Here is a 14,301-nt window from a genome sequence, read left to right on the forward strand (position 1 = left end):
GCTGGCTGGGAACGTGAAGCTGGATTCGATGTACCAGGAAGTCATCCTGGACCACTACAAGCACCCGCACGGGCGCGGTCTCAGGGACGGCGACGCCGAGGTGCACCACGTCAACCCCACGTGCGGTGACGAGATCACCCTGCGGGTGAAGTACGACGGCGAGCGGATCGAGGACATCTCGTACGAGGGGCAGGGCTGCTCGATCAGCCAGGCCTCGGCCTCCGTACTGAACGACCTTCTGGTCGGCAAGGACGTGTCCGACGCGCAGAAGATCCAGGCGACCTTCCTGGAACTGATGCAGTCCAAGGGCCGGATCGAGCCCGACGACGCGATGGAGGAGGTGCTGGAGGACGCGGTCGCGTTCGCCGGCGTCTCCAAGTACCCGGCCCGGGTCAAGTGCGCCCTCCTGAGCTGGATGGCGTGGAAGGACGCGACGGCCCAGGCTCTGGGCGAGAGCGCCGAGAGGAAGACGGCATGAGCGAGAACACTGTGACATCGGACGAGACCGCTGTGACCTCGGACGAGTCCGCGGCCGCGGCGGGCGCGACGCCCGCGGCGCCGGGCGTGAGCCTGACGGCGAAGCCCGCGTCGGAGGAAGAGGTCCGTGAGGCGCTCTACGACGTCGTCGACCCCGAGCTGGGCATCGACGTCGTCAACCTCGGCCTCATCTACGGCATTCACATCGACGACGCGAACATCGCGACGATCGACATGACGCTGACGTCCGCGGCCTGCCCGCTCACCGACGTCATCGAGGACCAGGCCAAGTCCGCCACGGACGGCCTCGTCAACGAGCTGCGCATCAACTGGGTCTGGATGCCGCCGTGGGGCCCGGACAAGATCACGGACGACGGCCGCGAGCAGCTTCGCGCGCTGGGCTTCAACGTCTGAGACCGGTTCCCGGGCTTCGGCCCTGAAGTACCTCGCACGGGGCGGCACCTTCCGGGTGCCGCCCCGTCGCATTCTCCCGTGGACGCCGTGGGCTCAGGCCAGGCCTCGCACCAGGCGGAACGCCGAGTCCTCGCCGTAGAGCCTGTCACGCTCGTAACGCCCCAGGACGAGCTGGAAGTTGCGGTGCCGCAGGAACCGGCCCGGGTAGTTGACCGACTCCAGCATGACCGCCCCCGAGTGGGACGAGGGCCGGGGGCAGAACGTGGCGTCCTCCCGGAAGAGGCCGGAGCCGTCGGCGCGGTCGGCGCGCAGGACGAAGTCGCGGTGACGCAGGTAGGAGCCGTCGGCGGTGGTGAAGGAGTAGCAGGAGGACTTCGCCAGCCCGGGAACCATCTTGAAGCTGGCGGCCTGCCGGGTCGAGGACGGACTGGACGCGCTCACCGGGTCGAGACGCACCTGACCGTCGCTCAGATGCCAGTAGCGGTCCGGATAGTTGACCGACTCGACGGACGTCAGCCCCGAGGCCGGACGGGGTGCGGAAGCCGTGCCGGACGCGGCGGGCGTCCTGCCGCCGCCGGGCGAGCCTTCGGAACTCCGGTCCGAGGGGCCCGGCGACACGGACTCGCTCGACGTGGAGTCCGGGGAGGCCGAGGGTGAAGTCCCCGCCGAGGACAGCGCGTTCTTGCCCGCTGGGGCGGTGGTCGAGCCCCCCGGGGCCGGGGCGCCGAGAAGGAACGGATTCGTCGTGTCGGACACGGTCCTGTTCCTCGCCGCGTCCGGAGAAGCGTCGGAGGACGTCGTCCGTACGGAGATCACGGCTACGACGGCGATGGTGACGGCCGCCGCGAGCCCACCGGCCAGCCACAGCCGGCGCGTTCCCGGCAGCGCCTCCTCGTCCTCAGCCCGGACGGCCTCCCAGGGCGCCGGGGACACGGGCACGAGGTCGGCCGACGCCGGGTAGGGCGCACCGCGCGGAGTGGGGTGCCAGGGCACGATCTCCCTGGAGGGGACGGACCCGTCGGGACCGGATCCGGGCGTCACGTCAGGCATGCGCGTTCCTAGAGGGGGGAGGGTGAGCGCGTGTGGGGCGAAGCGAGGGGGCGGAGAGCGCGGCACACGGAGCGGGTCGGTCATGAAGACCGGGTGTGCGGCTGGTGAAACAGTAGTGGAACCGGTGACTACTGAGCAGTCGTTTCCCGCACCGAAGCTGGTATTCACGTGCGGCTCTTTTCGGGCAATCGCTTACAGAGCCATGGGAGTTGGACGGGGCGGGAGCTCATCTGCCCGAGGCTCGGCGGGTGATCGCGCGAGCGTGCCCCGCGGGGCGTGCGTCCCGGTGTGTCCGTTGGCGGAGCCCTCGTCACCGGGGGAGACTGCCGTCCATGGCTGTCTCCCTGTACCAACTGGTCATCGACGCCCACGACCTGCCGGGGCTCGCCCGCTTCTGGTGCCAAGTCCTCGACTGGCGCGTGCTGTTCGAGGACGACGACGAGATCGTCATCGGCTCCGACGCGCACGCGCTGCCGGGAATCTGCTTCGTGCGCGTCGGCGATCGCAAGACCGCCAAGAACCGGCTCCACATCGATCTCACGCCGGACGACCGGGCCGCCGAGGTCGAGCGGATCCTCGCCCTCGGGGCGCGCCGCCTCGACGTGGGGCAGGGCGAGGACGTGACCTGGACCGTCCTCGCCGATCCCGAGGGCAACGAGTTCTGCGTGCTGCGGCCGAAGAAGTCGCTACTCGACTGAGCCGGGCGTCGCCTCGACGGCGGACGCGCGGAACAGCACGTCCGCCAGGCCTTCCCGGCGGATGCGCTGGTCGATGTAGAGGAGGCTGGTCACGAGCGGCATGAACACCATGAAGAAGAGCTGGGCGACGGCGCTCGCGACCACCGAGAGCACCAGGGCCGGTCCCAGGTCGGGCAGCATCTGGACGTAGATCTCCGACACGCTGACGTTCGTCTGCGTCGGGGGTGTGTACGGCTGCGGGGTCGGCATGGCGAGTCTGAACGGCACGTTGACCACGATGGAGACGATGATCGTGATCAGGGCGGCCAGCAGGGTGATGCCGAACGTGCGCCACCACGCGCCGCGCACCAGCCGCGCCGACCGGCGCAGCGCCGTTACGGGGGAGGCCCCCTCCAGCACGGCGGCGGCCGGGGCGAAGCTGAACCGGACGAGCAGCCAGAGCGTGAGCGGCGCCGCGATCAGCAGGAGCAGGAGGGCGAGACCGGCCGGTATGAGGGGTTCGCCGTTCAGTACCGCGGTCATCATCATCGCGAAGAACATCAGGGCGAACAGCGCCATGGGAATCGCCATGAACAGGCCCATCAGCAGCGTCACCCCGAGCACGGACGGGGTACGCGACCAGGCCCGCCTCCAGACGGCACCGAACTGGACCCGGCGCCCGAGGACGGCGTCCTGCAGGGTGGCCGAGGCGGAGGCCTGGACGAAGGAGCTCGCCACCAGTGTGATCAGCATGCCCACCGCCCACGCGGAGCCGAACGCGATCAGTACCGCGCGCAGATCGGTGGCGTCGATGGACCGGGGCGCCGCGGTCATGCGGTCCAGCTGTTTCTCCGTCGAGAGGTAGGCGAGGACCTGGAGGCCCAGCGTCAGGGTCGCCATGATCAGGACACCCGCGACGGCGACCCCGAACAGCGGCTTGGCGTAACGGCGCATCGTGCCGAGGGCGCCGCCGAGGATGTGGTCCACGCCGAGCGGGGCCAGGGGGATCACGCCCGGCTTGGGCGGGGGCGGCGGCATCCAGCCCCAGCCGCCCGGCGCTCCCCAGTACGGTCCCGACGGCCCTGAAGGTCCCCACCCAGAACTGTCCGACATGCCCCTCGCGCTCCACCTGTCGTCGGGAGTCTGTTCGACTCCGCCCCCCTTGTGATCGCGAACGATAGCCGCTCGGGCGCACGATGCCCATGGCATATACACGATCCATACGCCGAGGGCCGCGGACACCGGATGCGTACATCCGTACACATCCGGTGGATCCCGTGTGTACAGTCGTACGCATGGGATACGTGCTGCTCGCGGGCGCCATCGCGGCGGAGGTCGGGGCGACGACCGCGATGAAGTACACCGAGGGTTTCAGCAGGCTCTGGCCGTCCCTGGCGACCGTCCTCGGCTACTTCGTCGCCTTCGCGCTCCTGGCGCAGACCCTGAAGACCGTGTCGGTCGGCACGGCGTACGCGATCTGGGCCGGCGTCGGCACCGCCGCCATCGCCGTGATCGGCATGCTGTTCCTCGGCGAGGGACTCACGGTCGCGAAGGCCGCCGGGATCGCGCTGATCATCGGCGGGGTCGTCCTGCTGAACCTGGGCGGGGCGCACTGATGGCCGGGCCCGGCTCGGCGGACGGGACACCGTGATGGCACGCCGGTACGACCCCGAGCGTCGGCAGCGGATCATCGACGCGGCGATCCGTGTCGTCGGCGCCCAGGGCATCGCCGGGCTGAGCCACCGCTCCGTCGCGGCCGAGGCCGATGTGCCGCTCGGCTCCACCACGTACCACTTCAAGACCCTCGACGAACTCATGGTCGCCGCCCTGCGGCAGGCGAACGAGGGCTTCGCCAAGGTGCTCGCCGCCCGCGGCACCCTGGAGGACACCCGCGCGGACCTGGCGGCCGAACTCGCCGGACTGATGGGCGAATGGCTGGCCGGCGAACGCACCGGCGTCGAGCTGGAGTACGAGCTCTACCTCGCGGCCCTGCGCAGACCCGCGCTGCGCCCGGTGGCCGCCGAGTGGATCGACAGCCTCGTCGAACCCCTGAGCCGCCGCACGGACCCGCTCACCGCACGGGCCCTCGTCGCCCTGCTGGACGGGATCTGCCTCCAGGTGCTGCTGACGGGGACGTCGTACGACGAGGGCTACGCGCGCGAGGTGTTGACGCGGGTCCTGCGAAGCGGCGAGGGGGCCGGGGAAGGTCAGGGGCGGTCGGATGAGCGGCCTGGGGAAGGCCCGGGTCGGTGGGATGAGCGGGTTGGGGAAGGTCCGGGACGGTGAGGCGAGGGGGCCAGGCAGGGTCCGCGGCGGTGAGGTGAAGGGGCCGGGGAAGGTGACCGGGCGCCCGCTCACCGAGACGCCCCGCGCACCGGTTCGCCCGGGCGGCCCCCGTCAAGTTAGGTTGCACCCATGACCGACACGACTGCTTCTCGTACCACCGGCGCCGTCGCCGCCGGGCTCGCCACCCTCACCGCCGACGGCACCGTTCTCGACACCTGGTTCCCCGCCCCCGAACTGTCCACCGAGCCCGGCCCGGCCGGTACCGAGCGGCTGTCCGCCGAGCGGGCCGTGGAACTGCTCGGCGAGGGGGCCGCGCAGGCCATCGGCCCCGACGCCCGCCGGGGCGTCGAGGTGGTCGCGGTCCGTACGGTCATCGCCTCGCTGGAGGACAAGCCGCTCGACGCGCACGACGCGTACCTGCGCCTGCACCTCCTCTCGCACCGCCTGGTCAAGCCGCACGGCCAGAACCTGGACGGCGTGTTCGGGCTGCTCGCCAACGTCGCCTGGACCTCGCTCGGCCCGGTCGCCGTCGACGACGTCGAGAAGGTCCGGCTGAACGCGCGCGCCGCGGGCCTGCACCTCCAGGTGACCTCCATCGACAAGTTCCCGCGCATGACGGACTACGTCGCGCCCAAGGGCGTCCGCATCGCCGACGCCGACCGGGTCCGCCTCGGTGCGCACCTCGCCGAGGGCACGACCGTCATGCACGAGGGCTTCGTGAACTTCAACGCGGGCACGCTCGGCACCTCCATGGTCGAGGGCCGCATCTCCGCCGGTGTCGTCGTCGGCGACGGTTCGGACATCGGCGGCGGCGCGTCCACGATGGGCACCCTCTCGGGCGGCGGCAACGTCCGCATCACCATCGGCGAGCGCTGCCTCGTCGGCGCGGAGGCGGGCGTCGGCATCGCGCTCGGCGACGAGTGCGTGGTCGAGGCCGGGCTGTACGTCACCGCCGGTACGCGCGTGACGATGCCCGACGGGGAGATCGTCAAGGCCCGTGACCTGTCCGGCGCTTCGAACATCCTCTTCCGCCGCAACTCGGTCACCGGAACGGTCGAGGCCCGCCCGAACAACGCGGTCTGGGGCGGCCTGAACGAAATCCTGCACAGCCACAACTGACGAACGGCGGCCGTGACCTGCGGCCGCCCGACCGATCACCACTCCGACCTGCCGCCGAGCTGACGGCAGTTGTCGAGGCGGTCACCATTGAGCGCCCTTCCACGGCCGTACGACGGCCGGGGGAGGGCGCTCAACTCGTCGGGGCGACAGCTGCTTTGCGCTCCGCCGCTGCTGAACAGATGACCTTGGACACTCTTCCCCGGCGCACGGCGATTTCGTAGGGTTCGATCCTTCGAGACGGGCTCTGGGGGAGGGGCGTGTGGCTGTTCCTGTTGCTCGGAGCCGTTTCCTGCGGGTGATCCGCGGCGTCGGCTCGTTCTTGAAGGAGCTCCTGACGGAGATCGCCGGAGAGATGGCACTGACTGTGGTCGCCTGCCTTGCCGTGGCACTTCTGGCTCTGGCAGGCGTCTGGGGATGGGAACGCAGCCCGCTCGTCACCGCGGGCGCAGGCGGTGCCTTGCTGGCCTTCCTCGGCTACGGCGGCTGGGAACGGCTTCGTCCCGCCGAGCGAGGACGGCCCGGGCGACTGGCCGGCGCGGCGGCCGCATCGTTCGCCGTGGCCGCCGTGTTCGTCGCCTACGCCTGGTCGTGCGGTTGCTCCTGAACGGTCGGGGCCAGGTACACGCTTGACCGAGACGGGGCGCCCGGCGGTCGTTGTCAGTGGTCACGTCTAGCCTCCGACCATGAGCATGATCGGTGAGTACCTGCGTGTCACGGCGACCGAACTTGACCGGGCGATCCGTGATCCCGGCTGGGCTCTGGGCTTCGTCGAAGAGGTCCAGGACGCCGAGGCGGAGACGGAGCCTGCGCCCGCGGAGGCGCGTCACTTCAGTACGTACAAGACCTGGGACCTGCTCCGCTTCCTGCTGGCGCGCGCGGAGTTCCCCGTGAACGTGATCCACGGTGAGGAGCCGTTCGCCGAGGGCGAGGACTGGGGCTACGGGCCTCCCCGGTACCTGCGGCCCGAGCGGGTCCGGCTCGCGGCGGAATCCCTGCGGGCCACCAGCTACGACCAGCTCGTCAGCGGTGTGGATCCCGCCGAACTGACCAGCGCTGACGTGTACCCCCTCGGATGGAGCGAGCCGGGTGCACTGGAGTGGGGTCGTCACTGGTACGACGGCCTCACCCAGTTCTTGGAGGCCGCTGCCGGAGCGGACGATGCGGTGCTCGTGTGGCTGGACTGATGGGCGGATACGGGGGTGAGGGCTCGGCTTTGAGGCTTGAGTTCTCCGTGGGAGCCGACTTGGCTCGGTTACCCGCGACCTTCCGGGGAAGGACCCCGAGTGCATCTCGGCGAGCCGGAAGGGGCTGCTCATGAGCGAGGCATCACGGGCGCGGGACGACGGGACAGAACCGGGGCCGCCGCCCGAGCGCGGCTCCGATCGCTTCAGCGACGGTCCCCCTGATCCCCTCGCCTCGCTGTTGGCCAAGGTCAACAAGGGGGAACACGTCTCGACTCCCGGAGACAACGCGGGCGCCGAGGACCGTGATCCTCAGGACGAGGAATGGCGGGAACATGATCGCCACGGTCCCTATGCGCAGAAGCGTCGCCGGAGGAACTGAAAGGCAGAACTCAGGACCACCTGACGCGGGCCGTGGATCAGAGCGTGAACGGCTTGTGCGTCGGGGCGCGGTTACGTGGCCAGGCCTGCCGCGAACTCTCTCAGGGTTTCGAAGTCGGCATCGCGCAGGCCCAGGTGGGGGTTCACGTGGTGCAGGAGGGCGGGGGCCGGGTGGTGGGTGGTCACGAACGTCTTGTCGGGTGGGGTCTGTTCGTCGTCGACCCAGGCGAACGGGCGGCCCTCGGCGTGGGCCACGATGCGTTCCGTCTTCCAGTGGACGCCGTCGGGGCGCTCGGTGAAGAGGGCGCCGGTGAAGTCGACGTAGGGGAGTTCGGGCAGGCCGATCACGGGGGCGATCCAGCGGTTGGCGGCGTCCATCCAGGTGGTGGCCCAGCACAGGTCGTAGCCGAGGGCGAGGAGGGCGCGGCCGTGGTCGGGGTGGAGCCACACCCGCAGCGGCCGTCCGGGATGCAGGGCCACGCGGATCGTGGTGTACCCGGCGGGCCTGCGCTCCGGCTTGGCCGCGTACGGATTCAGCGGGCCGTCGACGTCCAGGAACAGCAGCGGTCGGCTCATCGGGTCACGGTAGAGGACGACGGCGGCGGGAGCGGGCGTATTTTCTTCGGACCGGAGGCATAGCGGGCGGTGTCCGCGCGCGTCACCAGGGACACAGGGGTGGGCCACGAGGGCCACCGGGGACGAGAAGGTGACGATGGATGCCGAAGCGGATGAGACCTTCCGGGACTTCGTGGCGAACAGGTCGTCCGCGCTGCTGAAAACGGCTGTGCTGCTCAGCGGGGGAGACCGGCACGCCGGCGAGGACCTGCTCCAGAACGCGCTGATCAAGGTGGCGGGCCGCTGGAACCGGGTCGACGAACCCGAGGCGTACGTACGGCGGATCCTGTATCGGCAGCAGGTGAGCCGCTGGCGGCTGAAGTGGCCGCGACGAGAACTGAGCGTCGCCGAACCGCCGGAGGCGTCCGGCGCCACGGCCCCCGGCACGGACGTCTCGGCGGCCGCCGAACTGCGGGTCGTCATGCGGGGCGCGCTCGCCCGGCTCACCGCGCGGCAGCGCACCGTGCTCGTGCTGCGCTACTTCGAGGACCTGCCCGAGGCCGAGGTGGCCCGGCTCCTCGGCTGCTCCGTCGGAACCGTGCGCTCCACGACGCATCGCTCGCTCGCCCGGCTGCGGACCCTCGCTCCCGAACTGGCCGCGCTCGGCCAGGGGCACGGGCCGCAGCCGCCGTCCCGTGACTTCTCGCCCGTGGAGGTACACCGGTGAACGTCGAAGAACTCCTCCGCGACACCTTCCGGGAGCAGGCCGAGGCCGGCCCGCGCACTCCGCCGGGATTCGCCGACCGTGTGCTCGCCGTCCGCCGGCGCCGCAGGACCCGTACGATCGCGGGCGCCGCGCTGGCGACCGTGGCGGCCATCGCCGTGACCGTGGCCGTTCCGCGGCTCGACGGCGGCGGGCAGGACGTGCGCCCGGCGGGCCGGGTCGACCGGAGCGACGTCGTCGCCCGGCCGGACCAGTATCCGCCGCGCGACATGGTCGCCGCGGGCGGCACCGCGCTCGCCGCGTTCAGCGTCCAGTCGCTGGTGAAGCAGCCGGACAAGGACGAGGTCCTCACCCGCACCTACCAGCGGCTGGACCGGCGGACGGGACGGTATGTGAAGGACACCCGGTGGTCCGTCATCGACACCGCGCCGAGCTCACGGACCGCGGCCGTGCTGGAACGCACGCTCCCCGCCCGGCGCGTCGGTCTGCTCGACCTGACGACCGGCGAGATCCGCCGCTGGATCCCGGTCCCGCAGGGCGCCGCCGGTGTCGCGCTCTCGCCCGACGGCAGGAGGATCGTCGCGACGACGTACTCCAGCGATCCGGACCGGCGCTACTGGAGCCACCGGATCGAGACCTCCGGTCCCGACGGCGAGAAGGGCTGGATGCTGGAGGGCGTGGCCTGCCGGACCGGTTTCAGCATCATCGACGTGGCCTCCGGGCACACGGAATGGCATCGGGCGCCGGACTGGAAGGACGAGTGGGGGCGCTCGCAGGGCGGCCGCTGGGACTTCCGCTTCAGCGCCGACAGCACCCTGCTCTACGAGCACATCGTCACCCAGCCCCACCGCCAGTACCACGACCTGTCGGGCAGGAGTGTCGCCACGCCCGTGAACGAGGTGAAGTTCGAGCTCGAACTGGCCGGGTACTCGCCCGACAAGCGATACCTGGTCCACCCGTCGGGAGTGCGGGACATGACGACCGGCAAGGACGTGCCCAAGGTGTCCGACTACATGGCGCCCCTGGCCTGGGCCGACGACAAGAGGCTCATCGTCTTCGAGAACAGCCGGAACGGCGACCACCCCCACCGGCTCGCCCTGATCACCCTCGGCTCCTCCAAGGCCGTACCGCTCACGGCGTACGGGCCGCAGATGATGACCGAAATGGGCTCGTGGGAGCCGCTGTTCAGCGCCCGCTGACCGCCGTTCCGCCCGTACCGGCCGCCTCCCGGTGAGCCGCCAGCAGCCCGTCGACCGCCTCGCGGCCGGCGGGCCGCAGCGGCGCCCGCACCGGACCGGCGGGCAGCCCGAGCGCGTGGAGCAACGCCTTCGCCGTGACCGCCCCGGGCAGACCGGCGGACATCATCGACTCCACCAGCGGGAGCACCTGTCGCTGGCCCCGGGCGGCCCCGGCGGTGTCCCCGGCGTCGAACGCGTCGACGATGGAACGGAACTGACGCGGTGCCACATTGGCCACCGTGCTGACATACCCGGCCGCACCGACCGCGTACAGCGCGAGGACGTACTCGTCGCAGCCCGCGTAGTACGCCAAGTCCGTGCGGGCCAGCACCTTTTGCGTACCGAGCAGGTCGTACGCGCAGTCCTTCACCCCCGCGATCCGCGGGTGCCCCGCGAGCCGGATCATCGTCTCCGGCTCGATCCGCGTCCCGGTGCGTCCCGGGATGTCGTACAGCATGAGCGGCAGCCCCGAGGCGTCCGCGATCTCCCGGAAATGCGCCTCGACGGCGTCCTGCGGAGGCCTGCTGTAGTACGGCGCGACCACCAACAGCCCGTCCGCGCCGGCCTTTTCGGCCGCCGTCGCCAGTTCCACGGTGTGCCGGGTGTCGGCCGTCCCGACCCCCGCCACGATGGACACCTGGTCGCCCACGGCCTCCCGCACCGCCCGCACCAGCGTGGCCTTCTCCGCGTCCGAGGTGGTCGGCGACTCACCCGTCGTCCCGGAGAGCACCAGCCCGTCGCAGCCCTCGGCCACCAGCAGCCCGGCGAGCCGCTGCGCGCCTTCGGCATCCAGCGTGCCGGTCCGTGTGAACGGCGTGACCATCGCGCAGAGGGCGCGGCCGAAGGGCGGGGCGGGCCGTGTCGGGTGCGGGGCGTCGGCGGAGGCCGGGGCCGGAGCGGCGACGGTCGTGGTGGCGGTCCTCGGAACGGTCATGAACGTAGTGTCGGCCACTCCATTGTGAAGCTCCACTTAAATCTTCTACGAGATATCGTCAACGAGTGCTACGTCATTGGCGGGCGAGGACGGACGAGGCACTGGTGCCAAACCGGGGCGTCATGGGTCACCATGGCCTGAACGGCAGTCGTCGGCACAGCGGGAGGCGTCATGAGGCTCGGCAAGGCACTCGCCACCGGAGTGGCGGAAGAGCAGGTTCACACCGGCCAGGGCGATGCGGATATCCCCGAACTCCCCGAACACGTTGAGGAGTCGGGAGCGGCCCTGCCCGAAGAGGTTCCGGCCGGGCGATGAGGCTGCGGCTTCCCGAGGAACGCCCGACGGAGCCTCCGACCGGATACAAGATCGCCCACCCGGTGCTGTCCCAGGACGGCACCCGGGCCGGGTTCACCGGCGTGTCCCTCGGCGGCGCGCTGCCGTACGGAGTGCTGGACGAGGCGCGCTGCGTCTACGGACGGCGGCACCGCGCCCCGCACCGCCGCTGCGACTGCGGCTTCCACTGCGTGCACGAGTCGGCCGTCGCCGAGGCGATGCTGTGCACCGCCGAACACCGGGCCGCCGTTCTCCTCGAAGTGTCCGTCCTCGGCGCCTACATCCGCTTCGAACGGGGTTTCCGCTACGCCCGCCAGCGGGTCCGCAGCGCCACCGTCGGCCCCTGCGACTGCGGTGGCGTGGCCGTGGCGCTGGCGGACGCGGGCTGGGGGCGTCCGGGCCGGCGCGCCCTGAAGGCCGCGTGCGCGGGCTGCGTGCGCGGTCGTACGTCGCTCTCGCTCGCGTCCTTCGCGCGACTGGCCGGCGAGGGTCTGCGGGTCCGGGCCGCGGTTCCCCCCGTCGCCGGCATCGGCGGCGCGGAGGGCGTCACGACGGGTGCCGGGGGCGCCACGGCCGCTCTCGGGGTGTCCGAACTGGTCGCGGAGGCCGCGCTGCTCCAGGCCCGACTCGACTGGTTCCAGGGCCAGTTGGGCCGACTGCGGGACGAGGAGGCCCAGGGATAGCGCGCGCCGGGCCGGGTAGGCGAAGGAGCCGGAGGGGAATGACGCGGCGGCGGACCGGACGAGGGTCCGCCGCCACGTCGTACGCACCCCGCCCGACCCCGCCGTCACGCCGTACGCACTCTGCCCGCCCCGCTGCCGCGCCGTACGCAACCTGCCCGGCCCCGCTGCCGCGCCGTACGCAACCTGCCCGGCCCCGTAGTCACACGCGCTCGGCGGTGCCCCGGCCGGTCTTCGTGCCCGTCGGCGTGATCCCCGACTCCACCTTCTCCCGCGCCGCGCGCAACGCCCGCAGCCGCGGGGGCCACTTGCGGGTGTCGCGCGGCTCGACGTAGGGCTCCTCGGTCGGCGGCCGGCCCTCGGTGATGGCGCGCTGGCGGGCCAGTTCGGCGTCGAACTCCAGGCCCAGCAGGATGGCCAGGTTGGTGAGCCACAGCCAGACGAGGAAGATGATGGCGCCCGCGAGTGTGCCGTACGTCTTGTTGTACGAGCCGTAGCCCGCGGCGTAGACGGCGAAGCCCGCGGACGCGGTCAGCCAGACCAGGGTGGCGAGGACGCTGCCCGCGCTGAACCAGCGGAAGCCGCGGCCCGAGACGTTGGGAGCCGCCCAGTAGAGCAGCCCGATCATCAGCTCGACGAGCACCAGCAGGACGGGCCACTTGACGATCGACCAGGCGGTGATCACCGCTTCGCCCAGCCCGAACGCGGTACCGGCGCGTTCGGCCAGCGGTCCGGTGAACACCACGATGATCGCGCTCCCGGTGAGGAGCAGCATCAGCGTTACGGTGAGCGCCAGCCTCAGCGGCGTGATCTTCCAGACGGGACGGCCCTCCGGCAGGTCGAACACCGCGTTGGACGCGCGGATGAACGCGCCGACGTAACCGGACGCGGACCACAGTGCCGCGAGCAGTCCGACGATCGCCAGCACCCCGCCCGTACCGCCGCTGTCTCCCAGCTGCGTCACCGCGTCGCGCAGGATGTCGCGGGCCGGGCCCGGCGCCAGGTCCCCCACGTTGTTCAGGAGTCCGTCCGTGACGCGCTGCCCCATGACGCCCAGCAGGGAGACCGCGACCAGCAGCGCGGGGAACAGGGACAGCACTCCGTAATAGGTCAACGCGGCCGCGCGGTCGGCGAGTTCGTCGTCGCGGAACTCCTTCACCGTGCGCCGGCTCACGGCCCACCAGGCCCGCGCGGGCAGTTTCACGCGGTCGTCCGCCCCGGCGGACTTCCGCGTGCCCGTGTCCGCACCCGTGTCCCTCGCGTCCGCGTCCGTGTCCCTCGTGTCCGCACCCGTGTCCCTCGCGGTGTCCGGAAGAGCTCGCTGCTTCGATTCCGGTCGCTTCTCGTCCATGACCGCCGTGTTGCCCGAATCCCGCTCCTGAAGCCCGCCGGGAGCGGTCCGGCCGCCTCGGCCGCCCCGGAACACCCTTCCGGCGACGGAACACCCTTCCGGCGACTCGCCGACGATTCGAACCGTCTGGACAAGAAAAGTTTTCGGTGAGAGTCTGGAGTCATGTTGGACGTGACCGTGATCGAGGACGCCGAGGCCGCAGCCGTGTCGCTGGACCCCATACGGGCCCGGCTGCTGGCCGAGCTGGCCGCCGGACCCGCGTCGGCCGCCATGCTGGCCGGCAAGGTCGGCCTGCCCCGGCAGAAGGTGAACTATCACCTCAAGACGCTGGAGCGGCACGGGCTGGTCGAGCTGGCGGGCGAGCGCCGCAAGGGGAACGTCACCGAGCGGATGATGCGCGCGACCGCGGCGTCGTACGTCATCTCGCCGCAGGCGCTGGCCGCCGTACAGCCCGATCCGGACCGTTTCCGGGACCAGCTGTCCGCCCGCTGGCTGCTCGCGCTCGGTGCCCGGCTCGTCCGGGACGTCGGCTCCCTGCTCACCGGGGCCGCGAAGGCCCGTAAGCGGCTGGCGACGTACGCGCTCGACGGAGAGGTGACCTTCGCGTCGGCGGCCGACCGGGCCGCGTTCATCGAGGAGTTGACCGCCGGGGTGAGCGCCCTCATCCGCAAGTACCACGACGGGGACGCGGAAGCCGGTCGCCCGCACCGGATCGTCGTCGCCGTCCACCCCACGCTCAGGCCCGAGACCGTGACGCGGACCGGGACCGAAGCCGCGGCCGAGGTCGCGGTCGGACCGGAAGCCGGACCCGAAGTCGGGCCCGAAGCCCGATCCGAAGCCGGACCCGAAGCCGCGGAAGCTCCCGCGGGCCCCGAAGCCACCCACTGATCATCCAGGAGTC

At 71.4% G+C, this 14,301-nt stretch carries 18 protein-coding genes and 1 pseudogene; 14 read left to right on the forward strand and 5 right to left on the reverse strand.

The window, feature by feature from the left end; translation table 11 throughout:
* Nucleotides 1–13: 13 nt before the first annotated feature.
* Both sufU and ACFYYF_RS33985 read left to right on the forward strand, forming a co-directional pair.
* Nucleotides 14–478: a Fe-S cluster assembly sulfur transfer protein SufU gene (sufU, locus tag ACFYYF_RS33980; protein ID WP_361691216.1), complete on the forward strand. Its 465-nt coding sequence runs from the start codon at nucleotides 14–16 to the stop codon at nucleotides 476–478.
* Nucleotides 475–891, forward strand: a complete 417-nt coding sequence (locus ACFYYF_RS33985) for a metal-sulfur cluster assembly factor (RefSeq protein WP_361691219.1) — start codon at nucleotides 475–477, stop codon at nucleotides 889–891. Before sufU ends, ACFYYF_RS33985 begins: the two co-directional genes overlap by 4 nt.
* Before the next feature lie 93 nt (nucleotides 892–984).
* Here the strand turns inward: ACFYYF_RS33985 and ACFYYF_RS33990 are convergent, their stop codons facing one another.
* On the reverse strand, nucleotides 985–1,941 hold the full coding sequence (locus ACFYYF_RS33990; protein ID WP_388781527.1) for an AbfB domain-containing protein: 957 nt from the start codon (nucleotides 1,939–1,941) through the stop codon (nucleotides 985–987).
* A 332-nt stretch (nucleotides 1,942–2,273) separates the two neighbouring features.
* Between ACFYYF_RS33990 and ACFYYF_RS33995 the strand changes: the two genes are divergently transcribed.
* Nucleotides 2,274–2,639, forward strand: coding sequence for a VOC family protein (locus tag ACFYYF_RS33995; protein ID WP_388781530.1), 366 nt, complete (start codon nucleotides 2,274–2,276; stop codon nucleotides 2,637–2,639).
* On the opposite strand, the gene ACFYYF_RS34000 is transcribed toward ACFYYF_RS33995, so the two are convergent.
* On the reverse strand, nucleotides 2,628–3,731 hold the full coding sequence (locus ACFYYF_RS34000; protein WP_388781533.1) for a hypothetical protein: 1,104 nt from the start codon (nucleotides 3,729–3,731) through the stop codon (nucleotides 2,628–2,630). The two genes, ACFYYF_RS33995 and ACFYYF_RS34000, sit on opposite strands and share 12 nt — an antisense overlap.
* Nucleotides 3,732–3,913: 182 nt before the next feature.
* Here ACFYYF_RS34000 and ACFYYF_RS34005 point away from each other — a divergent pair, with 182 nt between their 5' ends.
* From ACFYYF_RS34005 to ACFYYF_RS34030, 6 genes and pseudogenes are all read left to right on the forward strand, one after another.
* Nucleotides 3,914–4,234, forward strand: coding sequence for a DMT family transporter (locus ACFYYF_RS34005; protein ID WP_388781536.1), 321 nt, complete (start codon nucleotides 3,914–3,916; stop codon nucleotides 4,232–4,234).
* A 34-nt stretch (nucleotides 4,235–4,268) separates the two neighbouring features.
* Nucleotides 4,269–4,799, forward strand: a pseudogene (locus ACFYYF_RS34010) (TetR/AcrR family transcriptional regulator); the annotation flags it as partial.
* Nucleotides 4,800–5,033: 234 nt separating this feature from the next.
* Complete coding sequence (gene dapD / locus ACFYYF_RS34015) at nucleotides 5,034–6,023, forward strand: 2,3,4,5-tetrahydropyridine-2,6-dicarboxylate N-succinyltransferase (RefSeq protein WP_361691237.1); 990 nt, start codon at nucleotides 5,034–5,036, stop codon at nucleotides 6,021–6,023.
* Between the two features lie 259 nt (nucleotides 6,024–6,282).
* Complete coding sequence (locus ACFYYF_RS34020; protein ID WP_388781539.1) at nucleotides 6,283–6,627, forward strand: hypothetical protein; 345 nt, start codon at nucleotides 6,283–6,285, stop codon at nucleotides 6,625–6,627.
* A gap of 79 nt (nucleotides 6,628–6,706) precedes the next feature.
* Nucleotides 6,707–7,207, forward strand: a complete 501-nt coding sequence (locus ACFYYF_RS34025) for a YfbM family protein (protein WP_388781542.1) — start codon at nucleotides 6,707–6,709, stop codon at nucleotides 7,205–7,207.
* Between the two features lie 130 nt (nucleotides 7,208–7,337).
* Nucleotides 7,338–7,586, forward strand: coding sequence for a hypothetical protein (locus ACFYYF_RS34030; RefSeq protein WP_388781544.1), 249 nt, complete (start codon nucleotides 7,338–7,340; stop codon nucleotides 7,584–7,586).
* Nucleotides 7,587–7,657: 71 nt separating this feature from the next.
* Here ACFYYF_RS34030 and ACFYYF_RS34035 read toward each other — a convergent pair whose 3' ends face one another.
* On the reverse strand, nucleotides 7,658–8,161 hold the full coding sequence (locus tag ACFYYF_RS34035) for a hypothetical protein (protein WP_388781546.1): 504 nt from the start codon (nucleotides 8,159–8,161) through the stop codon (nucleotides 7,658–7,660).
* Nucleotides 8,162–8,297: 136 nt separating this feature from the next.
* Here ACFYYF_RS34035 and ACFYYF_RS34040 point away from each other — a divergent pair, with 136 nt between their 5' ends.
* Nucleotides 8,298–8,867 (forward strand): SigE family RNA polymerase sigma factor, encoded by a 570-nt coding sequence (locus tag ACFYYF_RS34040; RefSeq protein ID WP_388781549.1) that lies wholly within the window; start codon nucleotides 8,298–8,300, stop codon nucleotides 8,865–8,867.
* Complete coding sequence (locus tag ACFYYF_RS34045; RefSeq protein WP_388781551.1) at nucleotides 8,864–10,063, forward strand: WD40 repeat domain-containing protein; 1,200 nt, start codon at nucleotides 8,864–8,866, stop codon at nucleotides 10,061–10,063. Before ACFYYF_RS34040 ends, ACFYYF_RS34045 begins: the two co-directional genes overlap by 4 nt.
* On the opposite strand, the gene dapA is transcribed toward ACFYYF_RS34045, so the two are convergent.
* Nucleotides 10,050–10,925 (reverse strand): 4-hydroxy-tetrahydrodipicolinate synthase, encoded by an 876-nt coding sequence (dapA, locus tag ACFYYF_RS34050; protein ID WP_388781809.1) that lies wholly within the window; start codon nucleotides 10,923–10,925, stop codon nucleotides 10,050–10,052. The two genes, ACFYYF_RS34045 and dapA, sit on opposite strands and share 14 nt — an antisense overlap.
* Before the next feature lie 282 nt (nucleotides 10,926–11,207).
* Here dapA and ACFYYF_RS34055 point away from each other — a divergent pair, with 282 nt between their 5' ends.
* Nucleotides 11,208–11,351, forward strand: a complete 144-nt coding sequence (locus ACFYYF_RS34055; protein WP_388781554.1) for a hypothetical protein — start codon at nucleotides 11,208–11,210, stop codon at nucleotides 11,349–11,351.
* Nucleotides 11,348–12,052, forward strand: a complete 705-nt coding sequence (locus ACFYYF_RS34060; RefSeq protein WP_388781557.1) for a hypothetical protein — start codon at nucleotides 11,348–11,350, stop codon at nucleotides 12,050–12,052. Before ACFYYF_RS34055 ends, ACFYYF_RS34060 begins: the two co-directional genes overlap by 4 nt.
* A gap of 199 nt (nucleotides 12,053–12,251) precedes the next feature.
* Here ACFYYF_RS34060 and ACFYYF_RS34065 read toward each other — a convergent pair whose 3' ends face one another.
* Entirely contained in the window at nucleotides 12,252–13,400 is a 1,149-nt protein-coding gene (locus ACFYYF_RS34065) for a YihY/virulence factor BrkB family protein (RefSeq protein WP_388781560.1), read from the reverse strand.
* A 162-nt stretch (nucleotides 13,401–13,562) separates the two neighbouring features.
* Here ACFYYF_RS34065 and ACFYYF_RS34070 point away from each other — a divergent pair, with 162 nt between their 5' ends.
* Complete coding sequence (locus tag ACFYYF_RS34070) at nucleotides 13,563–14,288, forward strand: ArsR/SmtB family transcription factor (RefSeq protein ID WP_388781563.1); 726 nt, start codon at nucleotides 13,563–13,565, stop codon at nucleotides 14,286–14,288.
* Nucleotides 14,289–14,301 lie beyond the last annotated feature (13 nt).

This window comes from Streptomyces sp. NPDC001914, assembly GCF_042891215.1.
In the GTDB taxonomy this organism is placed as follows: domain Bacteria; phylum Actinomycetota; class Actinomycetes; order Streptomycetales; family Streptomycetaceae; genus Streptomyces.